General features: G+C 64.1%; 16 protein-coding genes and 1 tRNA gene. 9 read left to right on the top strand and 8 right to left on the bottom strand.

Annotated features, from left to right (window positions below):
* Positions 1–42: 42 nt before the first annotated feature.
* The gene (dhbA, locus tag ACJ8IM_RS02625) at positions 43–801 is read left to right on the top strand and encodes a 2,3-dihydro-2,3-dihydroxybenzoate dehydrogenase (protein WP_033638538.1); all 759 of its coding nucleotides are present in this window, start codon (positions 43–45) and stop codon (positions 799–801) included.
* 1 nt (position 802) lies between these two features.
* Here dhbA and rarD read toward each other — a convergent pair whose 3' ends face one another.
* Positions 803–1,681, bottom strand: a complete 879-nt coding sequence (gene rarD, locus ACJ8IM_RS02620) for an EamA family transporter RarD (RefSeq protein WP_033647922.1) — start codon at positions 1,679–1,681, stop codon at positions 803–805.
* 139 nt (positions 1,682–1,820) lie between these two features.
* Here rarD and alkB point away from each other — a divergent pair, with 139 nt between their 5' ends.
* The gene (gene alkB / locus ACJ8IM_RS02615) at positions 1,821–2,468 is read left to right on the top strand and encodes a DNA oxidative demethylase AlkB (RefSeq protein ID WP_033654914.1); all 648 of its coding nucleotides are present in this window, start codon (positions 1,821–1,823) and stop codon (positions 2,466–2,468) included.
* Here alkB and ACJ8IM_RS02610 read toward each other — a convergent pair.
* Positions 2,451–3,386 (bottom strand): LysR family transcriptional regulator, encoded by a 936-nt coding sequence (locus ACJ8IM_RS02610; RefSeq protein WP_033654913.1) that lies wholly within the window; start codon positions 3,384–3,386, stop codon positions 2,451–2,453. The genes alkB and ACJ8IM_RS02610 overlap by 18 nt on opposite strands.
* Positions 3,387–3,471: 85 nt before the next feature.
* On the opposite strand from ACJ8IM_RS02610, the gene ACJ8IM_RS02605 reads away from it, so the two are divergent.
* Complete coding sequence (locus ACJ8IM_RS02605) at positions 3,472–4,101, top strand: serine-tRNA(Ala) deacylase AlaX (RefSeq protein ID WP_033654912.1); 630 nt, start codon at positions 3,472–3,474, stop codon at positions 4,099–4,101.
* Between the two features lie 19 nt (positions 4,102–4,120).
* Here ACJ8IM_RS02605 and ACJ8IM_RS02600 read toward each other — a convergent pair whose 3' ends face one another.
* Entirely contained in the window at positions 4,121–4,363 is a 243-nt protein-coding gene (locus ACJ8IM_RS02600) for a hypothetical protein (RefSeq protein ID WP_033635174.1), read from the bottom strand.
* 265 nt (positions 4,364–4,628) lie between these two features.
* Entirely contained in the window at positions 4,629–5,264 is a 636-nt protein-coding gene (locus ACJ8IM_RS02595) for a flavodoxin family protein (protein ID WP_101427115.1), read from the bottom strand.
* A 115-nt stretch (positions 5,265–5,379) separates the two neighbouring features.
* On the opposite strand from ACJ8IM_RS02595, the gene ACJ8IM_RS02590 reads away from it, so the two are divergent.
* From ACJ8IM_RS02590 to ACJ8IM_RS02580, 3 genes are all read left to right on the top strand, one after another.
* Positions 5,380–6,276, top strand: coding sequence for a LysR substrate-binding domain-containing protein (locus tag ACJ8IM_RS02590; RefSeq protein WP_101455521.1), 897 nt, complete (start codon positions 5,380–5,382; stop codon positions 6,274–6,276).
* 69 nt (positions 6,277–6,345) lie between these two features.
* Positions 6,346–6,933, top strand: coding sequence for a nitroreductase family protein (locus ACJ8IM_RS02585; protein WP_033635168.1), 588 nt, complete (start codon positions 6,346–6,348; stop codon positions 6,931–6,933).
* A gap of 130 nt (positions 6,934–7,063) precedes the next feature.
* Positions 7,064–7,357 (top strand): DUF2623 family protein, encoded by a 294-nt coding sequence (locus ACJ8IM_RS02580; protein ID WP_038878018.1) that lies wholly within the window; start codon positions 7,064–7,066, stop codon positions 7,355–7,357.
* 13 nt (positions 7,358–7,370) lie between these two features.
* Here the strand turns inward: ACJ8IM_RS02580 and ACJ8IM_RS02575 are convergent, their stop codons facing one another.
* A complete protein-coding gene (locus ACJ8IM_RS02575; RefSeq protein ID WP_041035812.1) occupies positions 7,371–7,940 on the bottom strand; it encodes a helix-turn-helix domain-containing protein in 570 nt (189 codons plus the stop codon).
* Positions 7,941–7,978: 38 nt separating this feature from the next.
* Here ACJ8IM_RS02575 and ACJ8IM_RS02570 point away from each other — a divergent pair, with 38 nt between their 5' ends.
* Positions 7,979–8,497, top strand: a complete 519-nt coding sequence (locus ACJ8IM_RS02570) for a GNAT family N-acetyltransferase (protein ID WP_033654908.1) — start codon at positions 7,979–7,981, stop codon at positions 8,495–8,497.
* Positions 8,498–8,513: 16 nt separating this feature from the next.
* A complete protein-coding gene (locus ACJ8IM_RS02565; protein ID WP_101455520.1) occupies positions 8,514–8,954 on the top strand; it encodes a DMT family transporter in 441 nt (146 codons plus the stop codon).
* Positions 8,955–9,010: 56 nt separating this feature from the next.
* Here ACJ8IM_RS02565 and ACJ8IM_RS02560 read toward each other — a convergent pair.
* A tRNA-Asn gene (locus ACJ8IM_RS02560) sits at positions 9,011–9,086 on the bottom strand.
* A 338-nt stretch (positions 9,087–9,424) separates the two neighbouring features.
* On the opposite strand from ACJ8IM_RS02560, the gene nac reads away from it, so the two are divergent.
* Positions 9,425–10,348 (top strand): nitrogen assimilation transcriptional regulator NAC, encoded by a 924-nt coding sequence (gene nac / locus ACJ8IM_RS02555; protein ID WP_041035809.1) that lies wholly within the window; start codon positions 9,425–9,427, stop codon positions 10,346–10,348.
* A gap of 32 nt (positions 10,349–10,380) precedes the next feature.
* Here nac and ACJ8IM_RS02550 read toward each other — a convergent pair whose 3' ends face one another.
* Together ACJ8IM_RS02550 and opgB are read right to left on the bottom strand one after the other, a co-directional pair.
* A complete protein-coding gene (locus ACJ8IM_RS02550; RefSeq protein WP_033647909.1) occupies positions 10,381–11,844 on the bottom strand; it encodes an AMP nucleosidase in 1,464 nt (487 codons plus the stop codon).
* Between the two features lie 138 nt (positions 11,845–11,982).
* Positions 11,983–14,286 (bottom strand): phosphatidylglycerol--membrane-oligosaccharide glycerophosphotransferase, encoded by a 2,304-nt coding sequence (gene opgB, locus ACJ8IM_RS02545; protein ID WP_101455519.1) that lies wholly within the window; start codon positions 14,284–14,286, stop codon positions 11,983–11,985.
* Between the last annotated feature and the right edge of the window lie 28 nt (positions 14,287–14,314).

Below are 14,314 nucleotides of genomic sequence, written 5' to 3'. Positions count from 1 at the left end.
CAACAACATGACCCGGCTGTGCGCCCGGATGGCGGTGCGCGCATGAGCATTCAGATGGATTTCACCGGCAAACGCGTGTGGGTGACCGGCGCGGCGCGCGGCATCGGCGAGCAGATCGCCCGGCATTTTTTGACGCAGGGCGCCGAGGTGGTGGGATTTGACCGCGAGTTCGCCAACCCGGATCTGCCTTACCCTTGCGTGACGCTGGACATCAGCCGGCCGGAGCAGGTGGAGGCGGTGTGCCGCCAACAGCTGGCGGAGAACCCAAAACTGGACGTGTTGGTCAACGCCGCCGGCATTCTGCGCATGGGCAATACCGAAGATTTGAGCGTGGATGACTGGCATCAGTGCATCAACGTCAACGCCTCGGGGGCGTTTTACCTGTTCCGCGCCGTGCTGCCGCACTTCAAGGCGCAGCGCAGCGGGGCGATCGTCAGCATCGGCTCCAACGCCGCGCACGTGCCGCGCACGCAGATGGCGGCCTACTGCGCCTCCAAGGCGGCGCTGACCAGCCTGAACCACTGCGTGGGGCTGGAGATGGCGCCGTTCGGCGTGCGCTGCAATCTGGTGTCGCCGGGCTCGACCGACACGCCGATGCAGCGCGGCATGTGGCAGACCGACGATGCGCAGCAACGCACCATCGCCGGTTTCCCCGAGATGTTCAAGCTGGGGATCCCGCTCGGCAAAATCGCCCGCCCGGACGAAATCGCCAATGCGGTGTTGTTCCTGGCCTCCGATTTGGCCAGCCACATCACTATGCAGGATATCGTGATCGACGGCGGCGCCACGCTGGCCGCCTGAGTCAGACCCGCTGGCGGCGCAGCAGGTGCTGCGCACCTTCCGCCGCCAGCAGCAGCACCGCCAGCCAGATCGCCAGATAGGTTGGCCATTCGCTTTGGCCGATGCTCTCGCCGAGCAGCAGCGCGACGATCACCAGCAGCACCGGTTCCACATAGCTCAGCAGGCCGAACAGGCTGAAAGGCAGCAGGCGGCTGGCGAGGATGTAACACACCAGCGCCACGGCGCTGATGACGCCGAGCAGCGGAATGCGCCAATACAGCTCGGCATTGGTCGGCAACGCCGCCGCGCCGCCGTCGCCGAAGGCGAACCAGGCCGCCGCCGGCAGCATCAGCGCCAGTTCGCACCACAGCCCGCCGAGATTGTCGGTGCCGAAACGCCGCCGCAAAATAAAGTAGAGCGGATAGCCCAGCGCCACTACCAGCGTCGGCCACGAGACGCCGCCCGCCTGATACAGCTCATTGCCCACCCCCACCATGGCGCACGCCACCGCCAGCTTTTGCAGCAGCGACAGCCGATCGCGGTAGATCAAACGGCCCGCCAGCACCATGGTCAGCGGCAGCAGAAAATAGCCGAGCGACACGTCGAGCGCCTTGCCGTGCAGCGGCGCCCACAGGAACAGCCACAGCTGCACCCCCAGCAGCGCCGAGGTGAGCAGCAGGCCCAGCAGGCGCTGCGGCCGTTGGCCGATCCAGCCCAGCGTGTCGCCCACTTTGCGCCAATCGCCGGACAGCGCCATAAACAGCGTCAGGAACGGCAGCGTCAGCAGCGTGCGCCAGCCGTAGACCTGCTCGCCGTTCAGCGGGGTGAGGGTAGAGGTGAAGTAATACATCGCGCCGAACAAGATGGAGGCGACGACCGAAAGAGTAATGCCTTTAATCACACGCATTCCTGGTGAGTGATTGATTTTATGGCGGCTACTGTAGAGAAATTTGCCGCCAACGACAATGGCGTTGCCGGGCGCTGGACAATCGGCGGCGGCGGGTTACAATAATTACTGTGTATTCATACAGGCTTTGGCGATGACAATCGATCTTTTTGAAGACGCGCTGCCGCCGCCGTGGCGCGAAGAAATCGCCCCCGGCGCGGTGGTGATGCACGGCTTCGTGCGCGATCACGGGCCGGAACTGCTCGCGGCGGTGCAGGGCGTCGTCGCCCAGGTGCCGTGGCGGCATTTGACCACCCCCGGCGGGCACGTGATGTCGGTGGCGATGAGCTGGTGCGGCAACGGCTGGACCAGCGACAGCCGCGGTTACCGCTATTCGGAACGCGACGCGCGCAGCGGCAAACGCTGGCCGGCCATTCCCCCCATCCTGATGGCGCTGGCGGACGAAGCCGCGCAGCAGGCGAGCTTCGGCCGCTTCGTGCCGGATTCCTGCCTGATGAACCGCTACGATCCGGGCAGCAAGCTGTCGCTGCATCAGGATAAAGACGAGCACGACTTCGGCGCCCCCATCGTCTCGGTGTCGCTCGGGCTGCCGGCGGTATTTCAGTTCGGCGGGCTGCAACGCAGCGACCGGGCGCGGCGCATCCCGCTGGCGCACGGCGACGTGGTGGTGTGGGGCGGCCCATCGCGGCTCTGTTTTCACGGCATCCTGCCGGTCAAGGAAGGCTATCACTCGTTGGTGGGGCCGCACCGCATCAACATCACGCTACGCAAGGCGCTTTAGCTGCGGCTCCTGCGCCAGGCAGGCGACGAGATAGTCGATAAACACCCGCAGTTTGGGCGGCAGATACTGGTTGGGCGCGTAAAGCAACCACAGGCCGCCGTGATAGCTGCTGAGGAAATCCCACGCCGGCAACACCTGCACGATCTCGCCGTCATCGAGCGCCTGGCGGGCGGTAAAATACGGCAGGCTGCCGATGCCGATATGCTGTTTCACCGCGTCCAGCCGCACGCCGGTGTGGTTGGCGGCGTAGCGGCCGCGCACGTTGACCGTCACCGTTTTGCCGCTGCGGCGGAACTTCCATTGTGCGTCGCTCGGCGTTTCACCCAGATAGATGCAGCTGTGCGCCGCCAGATCGTGCGGGTGCTGCGGCGTGCCGTGCTGCGCCAGGTAGTGCGGCGTGGCGCACAGCAGATGGTCTATTCTCATCAACTGGCGGCCGATCAATCCGGGCGATGGGCGATCGGTAATGCGCAGCGCCAGATCGACCCGATCGTCGATCAGATCCATGTAGCGATCTTCCAGCCGCAGCCGCACGTCCACCTTCGGGTAGCGGCGCAGGAACTCCGGCATGTGCGGATGCAGCACGAAGCGCCCCACCGCCTTGGGCACGCTGACGCTGACCAATCCTTCGGGCTCCGCGGCGCCGCGCCCGCCGATCGCCATAACCGCGTCGGCGGCCGTCAGCAGGGTGCGGCAGTGCGCAAATGCCTCTTCGCCGCTTTCGCTCAGCCGCAGTTTGCGGGTGGTGCGGTGCAACAGCTGCAGCGCCAGCGCCTGCTCGAGCCTTGCCACGCTGCGGCTGACGGCGGAAGGCGAAGTATCCAGCTTGCGGGCGGCGGCGGAAAAGCTGCCGCTCTCTACCACCTGAACGAAAACGGCCATTTCAGGCAACAGCGCGTAAGAAAGATTTGTGCTCATGACGCAAAGGTCCATTGTGATGGCGGCGGATTATCCCTCGATTATGACATGAATATAATGGCTCTTCGAACCGAGGAGAAAAATGATGACCGAACGACGTTATTACTACAGCGACGATGTACAGGGCCAGGCGCAGGTGTTGAGCTGCGCGCCGGCCGAGGCGGGCGCCTACGCCGTAGAGCTGGACGCCACGCTGTTCCACCCACAGGGCGGCGGCCAGCCGTCCGACGTGGGGACGTTAGGCGGCGTCGCCGTGCTGCGGGTGCAGCAGCAGGGGGATACCGTGCTGCACTTTACCGCCGCGCCGCTGCCGCTCGGGCCGGTTACGATGCAAATCGATGAAGCGCAGCGCCGCCTGCACGCCCGCTGGCACTCCGGCGGGCATCTGATCGGTTGGCTGGGAGAAACCCGAGGCTGGCGGCCGGTCAAGGCGCATCATTGGCCGGGGGAGGGGCGCATCACGTTCGCGCCAGGGCCGGATGCGCAGACGATAGAAGCGGACTTTTTGCAGGCGGAGCTGGCGCGCTTGATCGCCGCCGATCTGCCGCGCCGCCAACTGGCGGTGGACGGGATGCGCCAGGTCGGTTTCGGCGAACTGCCCGCCTACGGCTGCGGTGGCACCCATGTCGCCGCGCTGGGCGAGGTGGGCGCGATCGCTATCACCGGCGTAAAGATGAAGAAGGGGCAGCTGATCGTGCAGTATGCGCTGAGTTGAATTGAATAAGGGGGGCGGCTCAGCGCCCGGCCTGCCGCAGCTGGGTGCAGAACGCGCATTGGCATCCCGCCACCGGCACAGCCGCGCAGCTGCCGATGTTCACCGGCTGGGCGTCCATGGCGTGAAAGCCGTAAAACAGATTTTCGATGTTTTGTTCCGCCGCGCGCGCCTGTTCCGGGCGCGGTTCGGGCACTTTCGACTGAAACGCCGCGGCCTTGCCGGCCAGCAGGCAGAGAAACAGCAGCGACAGCTGGATTTTCATCGTCGTCTTCCTTTGGCTAAAGTTATGATACGTTATAACAAAACCCCATCAATGCCAAGCGGCGGCGCTGTTACGCTATTCTCCAGCCACCGGCATTTGCAGGTTGACGATTACCCTCAGTAGCTGTGGCCGGTTTTTTCGCTGGCGTTGAATAACGCCCAACATGTCTTTGGCTTTGTAGTCCCAGTAAATCACGTCATGAAAGCAGGGACTGCCTTCGAACAGATGCTAACGTTATGCTTGCAATTGCCTCCGGGCGCCGCGCTTACTCCTCCCACACCTGCGTGCTGCGCGGGCTGTCCATCTGATAATCCGAATAGGGGCGAGTGAAAAACTCGCGCCCCAACTCGCGGGCGGCCTGCAGCGGGTTGCGCGGATCGCGGGCGATCTCGCCGCGCTGATTGCCGGCGCCGTGCACCACGCCGACGAACGAGGAATGGGTGTAGCGGCTGAATTCCTGGAGCTGATGCACGATGCCCAGCGCCGCGCCGGGGTAGGTCTCTTCCGACGCCACCGCCAGCCCGATGCGTTTGCCGCTCATGCGTTGGTGCACCTGTTCCGCCTGAGGGTAGGCATTGGAATAGAAGCTGAACGAGCGATCGAAAAAGGCCTTGGTTTGCGCCGACATGCCGTACCAGTAAATCGGCGTGCAGAATACCGCGCCGTCGGCCGGCAGGAAGTGCTCCAGAAACAGCTCGGCGTAGCGATCGGCCGGTGGCGGCGTGTGGCGTTCATCGCTCAGAAAACCGCTCAGGTAATCATCGAGAAAATGCAGGCTGGCGGACGTGCCGGCTTCGGCGGCGCCCGCCATGATCGCCTGCGCCAGCGTGGCGCTGTTGCCGTCGCGGCGCGGGCTGCCGACCAGCACCACCAGACGTTTGGATTGATGAGTTGTATTCATGTCATGTTCCTCGGTATGAAGTGAATTCAGCCCTACTCTAGAAACAACTAGTGGCAGGCGACAAATGACGGCTTTTCTGCCAGGATGAGCTCAACTCATCTCTAGAGGTTTCGCCATGTTCGCCACGCTGCCCGTCAACGCATTACGCACCTTTGAATCTGCCGCTCGCCTGCGCAGCTTCAAGCTGGCGGCGGCCGAGCTGGCGGTGACGCCGACGGCGATTTCGCACCAGATCAAAGCGCTGGAACAGCAGTTGGGGTTTGCGCTGTTCGAGCGGGTGCCGCGCGGCGTGCGGCTGACGCCGAAAGGCGAAACGCTGTTTGCCGGGGTGCACGGCGCGCTGCTGGACGTCGCCGCCACGCTCGAGGGCCTGCGGCCGCAGCCCAGCACAGGATCGCTGTGCGTCTCGGTCACGCACTCTTTCGCGGCGCTGTGGCTGGTGCCGCGCCTGGGGCGTTTCTACCAGGCGTACCCGCACTATCTGGTGCGCCTGGAGGCCTGCGCCGAGGTGATCGATCTGCAGCAGGACGCCAGCGTGGACGTGGCGGTGCGCTACAGCCGCGCGCAGTATCCCGCGCTGCATCAGACGGCGCGGCTGGAGGAAAGCTTTGGCGTCTACGCGGCGCCGGAGCTGGCCGCCGCCGAGCCGGAAAACCCGGTGCTGATCACCGTCAAATGGGGGGATTCGGCGCTGTACGACAGCGGCTGGCGCGACTGGTGCCTGGCCGCCGGCGTGGACTGGTGGCAGCGCCATGCGGCGATGCGCAGCTATCACGAGGAGCATTACGCCCTGCAGGCGGCGGTGGCCGGGCAGGGGATGGTGCTCGCCAGCTCGGTGATGGTGTCCGATATGGTGGACAACGGTCTGCTGGTGGCGTACCGGCCGGAGGTGCGCGTACCGGGCGCCGCGTACAGCGTGCTGTGCGCGCCGGGGCGCGAGCGGCATCCGCCGGTCAGGGCGTTTCTCGCCTGGCTGCAGCAGGAACTGCCGCAGGGCAATGGCACGAAATAAAAGTTTTATCGTCCTAAGCTGTGGGAATATCAGCGAACTTTTGTTTTTACTTCACTGCGAGAACCTATCATGAGCCAGCCAAGAACTTCCGATTATCCGATTGATGCGCAATTTATCGAACGCTGGTCGCCGCGCGCGATGGCCAACGACGCCATCGACGATCAAACGCTGCTGAGCTTTTTTGAAGCGGCGCGCTGGTCGCCTTCGGCCTACAACATTCAGCCGTGGCGCTTTGCCTACAGCAAGCACGGTTCCGACAGCTGGGAGAACTACTTGGAATTCCTGATCGACTTCAACCGCGGCTGGGCGCAGCATGCCTCGGCGCTGGTGGTGATCGTCTCCAAAACCACCAGCCTGAACGGCGAACGGCTGGTGGACAACCCGACCCACGCGTTCGATACCGGCGCCGCCTGGGCCAGCCTGGCGCATCAGGCGCACCTGAAAGGCTGGCTGACCCACTGCATGAGCGGCATTCACCACGACAAGATCAAAGCGGCGCTGCAGCTGCCGGACGACTATGCGGTGCACGCCATGGTGGCGATCGGCAAACCGGGCGACAAGGCCCGCCTGCCAGATTTCCTGCAGGAAAAAGAGGCGCCGTCGGGCCGCCTGCCGCTGGGCAAAACCGTCAGCGAAGGGCTGAATTTCACGCTGTGATTGCCCGCTTACCCTCAGGCCCGCTTGGCGGGCCTTTTTTATGCGGCGAGTAAAACTTAGGGAGTATGTTCTCGTTCGCTCATTCGCTGTATATTTTGTTATATAGCGATGGCGTAATGAGGAGGAAACCGTGGGTGACCATTTTGGCAAAGGGCTGTTGGCGGGGCTAAAGGCGGAGAACCTGAAGCCGGAGACGGAGCTGTCGCGCTTTTGCTCCGACTACAAGCGCGGCTTTGTGCTCGGCTATGCGCACCATTTAGCGCAGCGCTGCGGCGACGAGAATCGGGCGGCGTTCGAAGCCGGGCAGCTGAGCCGCGCCTATGGCCTCGGCAGCGAGCCGATGAGCGAGTTTTTTTCCGGCGGCGACAGCCGGCTGGCGGAGAAGTTTTTCCGCGCCGGCTATAACCGGCCGACGCAGGGCTAGCGCGGGCGGGGCATCAGGCGGCGCTCAGCACCGCCACCATATACACGCACGGTTGATCGCTCTGGTTTTCAAAGCGGCAGTCCGCCGGTGGGCCGAGCTCCAGGCAGTCTCCCTCGGCCATGTCATGGCGCGCGTCACCTTCCACAAAGACCAACTCGCCGGATAAAACCCAGATCAGCTGACGCTTGAAGGCATACACCGAAGCCGGCATCGGGATCGTCGCGCCGGCCGGCAGTTCGATACGCACCAGATCGAGCGGCAGATCGGTGCGCGGCGACACGTGGCGCCGCACGTAGCCGCTCTCCGGATCGACCCAAACCGGTTGATCTTCCCGGCGCAGCAGCCGGCCTTCCTGCGTTTCCGCCCGGGCGATCAGCTTGGACATGCTGAGGCCGAACGCCCCCGCCAGCCGGGCCAGCAGCATCGCCGTCGGGCTGCTCTCGCCGCGCTCGATCTTATGAACCATCGCCCGTGAGACGCCCGCCTGCTCGGCCAGATCGGACAGCGACCAGTGGCGCGCCTCGCGTTCAAGGCGAATGCGTGCGCCGATCAGCTGATTTAGATTGTCTAATTTAATGTTCATATCGTAGTATTATAGTGGACAATTGGCCGGGGTAAACCATGATTATACGAAATGCGACGCTCAACGATAGCGCGGCGATTGCCGCCATCTATAACGACGCGGTGTTGAACAGCACCGCCATCTGGAATGAACAAACCGTGGATGCGGCCAACCGCGCGGCGTGGATCGGCGAACGGCAGGCGGCGGGCTACCCGGTGCTGGTGGCGGTGAACGGCGCGGACGAGGCGATCGGCTACGCGTCGTTCGGCGACTGGCGCGCCTGGGACGGCTATCGCCATACCGTAGAACACTCGGTGTATGTCCATCAGGCGCATCGCGGTGAAGGGATTGGCAAAGCGCTGTTGATCGCCCTGATCGCACGGGCGCGGGAGATCGGCAAGCACGTGATGGTGGCCGGTATCGAATCCGGCAATCAGGCCTCGATTAAGCTGCATCTGGCGCTCGGGTTCCGCGAGGTGGGGCGCATGGAGCAGGTGGGCGCCAAATTTGGCCAATGGCTGGATCTGACTTTCCTGCAGCTGACGCTCGACGAGCGAACGGCGCCGCCGGCGCGCTGATCCTGGAGACAGGGCGATGAATATGATATTGCTGCTGATCGCGGCGGGAATGGGGCTGGTGGTGCAGAATCTGCTGATGGTGCGCATTACCGAAAGCGTCTCGACCATCCTTATCACGCTGGTGATCAACTCCAGCGTCGGTTTGCTGCTGCTGGTGGGGTTGCTACTGGCCAAAAACGGCCTCGGCGCGGTGGTGGAAGTGACCGGCGCCGCCAGGTGGTGGATGCTGCTGCCGGGGCTGTTGGGATCGCTGTTCGTGTTCGCCGGCATCCTGGGCTACCAAAAACTGGGCGCGGCGGCCACCATCTCGATCCTGGTCGCCAGCCAGCTGTGCATGGGGCTGCTGGTGGACGTCTACCGCGCCGGCCCGGCGGCGCTGCGAGACAATCTGCCGGCGCTGTTCGGCGCCCTGCTGCTGGTGGCGGGCGCCTATCTGGTGGCGAAACGCAGCTTTTGACGGCGGCAGAAAGCAAAAAGCCCGCTCGGGTTTCCCTGAGCGGGCTTCTCTAAATATGGCTCCTCTGACTGGACTCGAACCAGTGACATACGGATTAACAGTCCGCCGTTCTACCGACTGAACTACAGAGGAATCGTGTGAACGGGGCGAATAATAGCGGGGCGGTTGCGGCTTGTAAAGCGTGAAAACGCCCGACGCGTTCGTTTGCTGCAAGATTGCCCAACCTGCTGCTTTTTCTCGCTTTTATCGCTTATCCCGCGCGCAGCGCCGCCGGATTGCCCATTGTTTGGCGCATTTGCCTGCCGATGGTGCAACGGCTGCCCTGCGCGGTGGCGCGCGTCGCCCGGCGAACGGCCGTTGACCGCCGTATATCCCGCTTCCGTGGCCGTTTACCGACTCTGGCCTGGATCTTGCTGTGGTTGCCTGACCGGATTTCGGCATTCTCAATTTAGCGGCTCGCTGGAGGCACTATGAATTTCAGACGTCTGAAGTACTTCGTGAAAATCGTCGATATCGGCAGCCTGACCCAGGCGGCGGAGGTGTTGCACATCGCCCAGCCGGCGCTCAGCCAGCAGCTGGCGACGCTGGAGGGGGAGCTGAAGCAACAGCTGCTGATCCGCACCAAGCGCGGCGTGCAGCCGACCGAGGCCGGCAACATTCTGTATGCCCACGCGCAAACCATTCTGCGCCAGTGCGAGCAGGCGCAGAGTGCGGTCAACAGCGCCGGGCAGGCGATGAGCGGCCAGGTGTCTCTCGGGCTGGCGTCGGGCAGCACCGCGGCGCAGCTGGCGTTGCCGCTGCTGCAGAGCCTGCGCGATCAGCAGCCGGGTATCCTGCTCAGCCTGCATGAAAACGGCGGCGCGGCGCTGGCCGGGCAGGTGGCTAACCAGACGCTGGACATGGCGATGGTCTACGGCGCCAAAATGCCCGCCGGGCTGCACGCCATCGCGCTGATGCGAGAAGATCTTTATCTGGTGGCGACGCGCGCGGTGCCGCATCCTGGCAACAGCGTCGAGCTGCTGGACGTGGCGCGGCTAAACCTGTTCCTGCCGCGCGAGGGCGATGCGGTGCGCAATCAGCTGGAAGAGGCGATGGCGCTGCGCAAGCTGGCTGTCAACGTGGTGGGGGAGATCGAATCCTCGGGCGCACTGAGCGCCGCGATCGCCAGCGGGCTGGGGGCGACCGTGCTGCCGGAATCGGTGGCGCGCGCGATGATCGGCCCGGCCAAGGCCTGGATGGCGCGCATCAATGCGCCGACGATGTCGGTGCCGCTGTCGCTGTGCATGTCGGGCCAACAGGCGCTGTCCGCCCCGGCGCTGCTGGTCAAAGACCTGCTGCTGTCGATCGCCGGCGGCCGCAGCCAGGAGAAGCGCGCGCTGGCGTTGGTGCGTTAAGGAAAAAATGGCCCGCCGCAGCGGGCCTGACGTTACCGGAACGGCGGCTCGTTGAAGGTGCGCAGCTTGCGCGAGTGCAGGCGATCGCCCTCGGCGCGCAGCAGATCGATGGCGCAGATGCCGATCTGCAGGTGCTCGGAGATCGCTCCTTCGTAGAAGCGGTTGGCCTGGCCCGGCAGTTTTATTTCGCCGTGCAACGGTTTGTCGGAGACGCACAGCAGCGTGCCGTACGGCACCCGGAAGCGGTAACCCTGGGCGGCGATGGTGGCGCTCTCCATGTCGACCGCCACCGCGCGGCTGAGGTTGAAGCGCCGCGCCGAAGCGGAATAGCGCAGCTCCCAGTTGCGATCGTCGGTGGTGACCACGGTGCCGGTGCGCAAACGCTGTTTGACCTCTTCGCCGGGCATGCCGCTGACCATCTTGGTGGCGTCGTACAGGGCGCGCTGCACCTCGGCGATGCTCGGGATCGGAATATCCGGCGGCAGCACCGCATCCAGCACGTGATCGTCGCGCAGATAGGCGTGGGCCAGCACATAATCGCCGATCTTCTGGCTTTCGCGCAGGCCGCCGCAGTGGCCGATCATCAGCCAGGCGCTCGGGCGCAGCACCGCCAGGTGATCGCAGATGGTTTTGGCGTTGGACGGGCCGACGCCGATGTTGATCAGCGTAATGCCCTGGCCGGTGCGCGAGATCAGGTGATAGGCCGGCATCTGGTGGTTTTTCCACGCCAGATCGGACACTGCCTGCTCCGGGGCGCGGGTTTCCGGCGTGATGTAGGTGCCGCCGGCGCTGGAGAGGGCGATGTAGGGGCTGGCCGGATCGGCGATCTGGGCGCAGGCCCAGCGCACGAACTCATCTACATAGCGGGTGTAGTTGGTGAACAGCACGAACGGCTGGAAGTGTTCCACCGGCGTGCCGGTGTAGTGCCGCAGCCGCGCCAGCGAGAAATCCGCGCGCAGCGCATCGAAATGCGACAGCGGGAAATGGCTGTCGGTGGCGTGGTACAGGCCGTCGGCGGTCTCGTCACCGATCTGCGCCAGCTCGGTGGTGGGGAAATGCTGCGCGATGCCGGCGCTCATCGAGCGATCGAGCGCCAGGCTGGAGCCGTCGATCACGTAAGGGAATGGGATCTCCTGCTGCGACGGCGCCACTTCGATATGGGCGGCATAATCGTGCTCCAGCATCGCCAGCTGTTCGGCCAGATAATGGCGGAACAGCTGCGGCCGGGTCACGGTGGTGCTGTAGCTGCCGGGATGGGTAAAGCGGCCGAAGGCGCGGGTTTTGTTCGGGCCGGATTGCTGCCCGTCCCAGCTGACGCGCAGCTCGGGATACACGAACAGCCCGGCGGCGCGCGCCTGCGCATCCGGCAGCGTGCCGTGGCTGATAAAGTCGCTGACCGCCTGACGCAGCGCGTCTACCGCGGCGTCATACAGGGCTTCCAGTTGATCGAGTGCCTGATCGGCGCTGAGGCCGCTGCGAGGTGGGGCATAGCTCATACTTTCTCCTTGGATGTCCCGGCTCTGTAGCGGGGTTGCGGCGTTTTACCGTCACAGGTTAGCCGAAGAAGGGCGTAAAAGCTTGGTCGAAATGACGGGCGCGGCAAAGAAAATACCGCGCCCGTGAAGGCGTGGGGATCAGGAGGAGGGGGAGGCCGCCTCGACCTTCAGCGACACCAGGCCGATGCCCAGCTTTTTCGGCGTGAAGCCGCCGCTGGCGCTCTCTTTCGGCTCGGTCGGCGCCGGCGGGGTAATGCTGATCTTCTGCGCGCCGCGCGGGTTGTCGAAGCGCAGGGTGACGGTGCTGTCCTGTTCGCCGAGCGACACGAAACGCTCTTCGTCGCCGACGCGCACCGAAATCGGTTCGCCGACGTTATTGCCGTAGGCGCGGGCGCGCAGCACCAGATCGAAGCGCTTCGGCAGCGGATCGACGTAATCGATGTCGACCGCCGGCGCCAGGTTGGCGTCGGACCAGCGGCCCCACTCCTCGACGCCGGAAACGCCGGTGATGGCTTTCACCTGCTCCGGCAGGCCGGGCAGCATGAACTCGATGCTGTCCGCCCGGTACTTCATCGCCGCGTCGTCCACCTGCAGGCGGGCGACGGCGTTTTGATAATCGGCGACGCTGTCCGCCGGCGGGGCGGTAAAGCTCACCTTGCCGCGGAAGCGTTCGCCGCTGGCCTGCACGATCTGCGGCGGCGAGGCCAGGGTGCCGGAGGCCACGCAGATGTCGGTGCTCAACGCCAGCTGCGGCGCCCAGACCCGGCCGATCTCGTAGCATTTATCGACCCAGACGAATTTCTCCCCCGCGCCCAGCCCGGCCAGCTGCTTGCGCAGCGGGGTGGAAAGGTAGACGTTGAACATCGGTTCGATGCGGTTATCGCCCACCCGCAGAATGAACGGCACCTTGTAGGTGACGCCGGAGAAGCTGAAGCTGCGCTGGCGCGTATCCACGCTGTAGTCGCTGATGCGGTTCGGCAGGCCCCACTGGTTGATCACTGCCGGTTTCCAGCCGTTGATTTTTTCTTCGATGTTCAGGAACACCGTAGACAGCGACGGCGCCGACAGGCTGCTGCGGCCGAGGCCGATGTAGTTGTCGCCGCCCATCACGTCCAGCACCGTGGCGCCGTTGTCCAGCGTGCTGCGCTTCTCGTTGCGCTGTTCCGCCAGCGGCCGGGTGCCGTCGATGATGAAGAACAGGTTGCGGCGCTTCTGTTTGGTCAGGATATCGTAGGCGGTGTTGTTCATCGCCAGATGATCGGAGGACACCACGATCACGGTGTTGCTGAAATAGGGCGAGCGTTTGATCTTGTCGATCAGCGCGGCGATGTGTTGCTGGCTGCAGGCCACCGCGCTCAGCGAGCGGTTTTCCTTGTTCTGCCAGGCGTAACTTTTCTTGCTGCAGCCGGCGGAGATAAAGCCGTCCGGGTGATGGGTATCGACGGTCAGGGTAAACAGCGAGAAGGGTTGGCGCTGCTTGGACAGCTCGACGAACTTGCCGTACACCACGTCCAGCACGCTGTCGTCGTACCAGCCCCAGTCGTTTTTGTAGCTCGGATCGGCGACCTGTTCACGCAGCTCTTTGAAGCCGTAAACGTGGTCGAAACCGTGGGATTTCAGGAAGGTGTCTTTACCGGCGAACGCCAGCTCGGCGCCCTGATAGAAATAGTTGCTGTAGCCGGCGGCCTTCAGCACGTCGCCCAGGCAGACGTTCTCCGGGTAGAAGGTGGAGACCGCGCTGGAGGCGTTGCCGTCGAAGGGCGCGAACAGCGGAATGCCGCACTGCGAGGCGACCATGCCGGCGATGGTGTAGCCGGTGCCCGGCAGCTGCTGGGTGTTGCTGAAATCGATGCTGTCCGTGCGCAGGGCGTTCAGCTCGTCGGCCAGGCCGGGAAACAGCTCTGCGTCGAAGTAGGTGCGCTCCAGGCTTTCGGCATAGATGTACACCAGGTTCGGCCGCTTGCCCTGCACGGTCTTTTTCGGCGCCTTGTAGTAGGTGCTGAAATCGGCGGTATCGCCGACGATCTGGCTCTTGACCAGCAGCGAGATGTCCTGAAACGCCGGGGTGGTGCCGACCGAAAACAGCGCCAGCAGCACGGCGACGATGCTGTAGGCCACGCTGCTGCCTTTGGCCTTGCGGCGCAGGAGGCTGCGAGCCAGCACCGCGAAGATAAGCCCCAGCGCCGCCAGCAGGCCGATAAACGGCAGCACGTATTTGCTGATGCCCGCGCCTTTGAGGCTGCTGGTGACGGTGTAGATCACCGCGTCGGTGATGCCGTCGCCGGTGAAGTAGTTGCTGGCGATCAGGATGACGTTCAGCACCAGATAGCTGCCGAGCAGCGTCAGCAGAATGGCGAACCACCAGCGGTTGGCGGCGGCCCGGGTGCGATAAATCAAAATCGACGCCAAAAAGAGAACAAACGAAACGACTGCTAAAACCATCCGCCAAACCCTGTCTGATTGAAATAAA

The sequence above is a fragment of the Serratia sp. CY33525 genome (assembly GCF_052169115.1).
Lineage (GTDB): Bacteria > Pseudomonadota > Gammaproteobacteria > Enterobacterales > Enterobacteriaceae > Serratia > Serratia sarumanii.
This window is presented reverse-complemented; position numbering and strand designations above follow the sequence as displayed.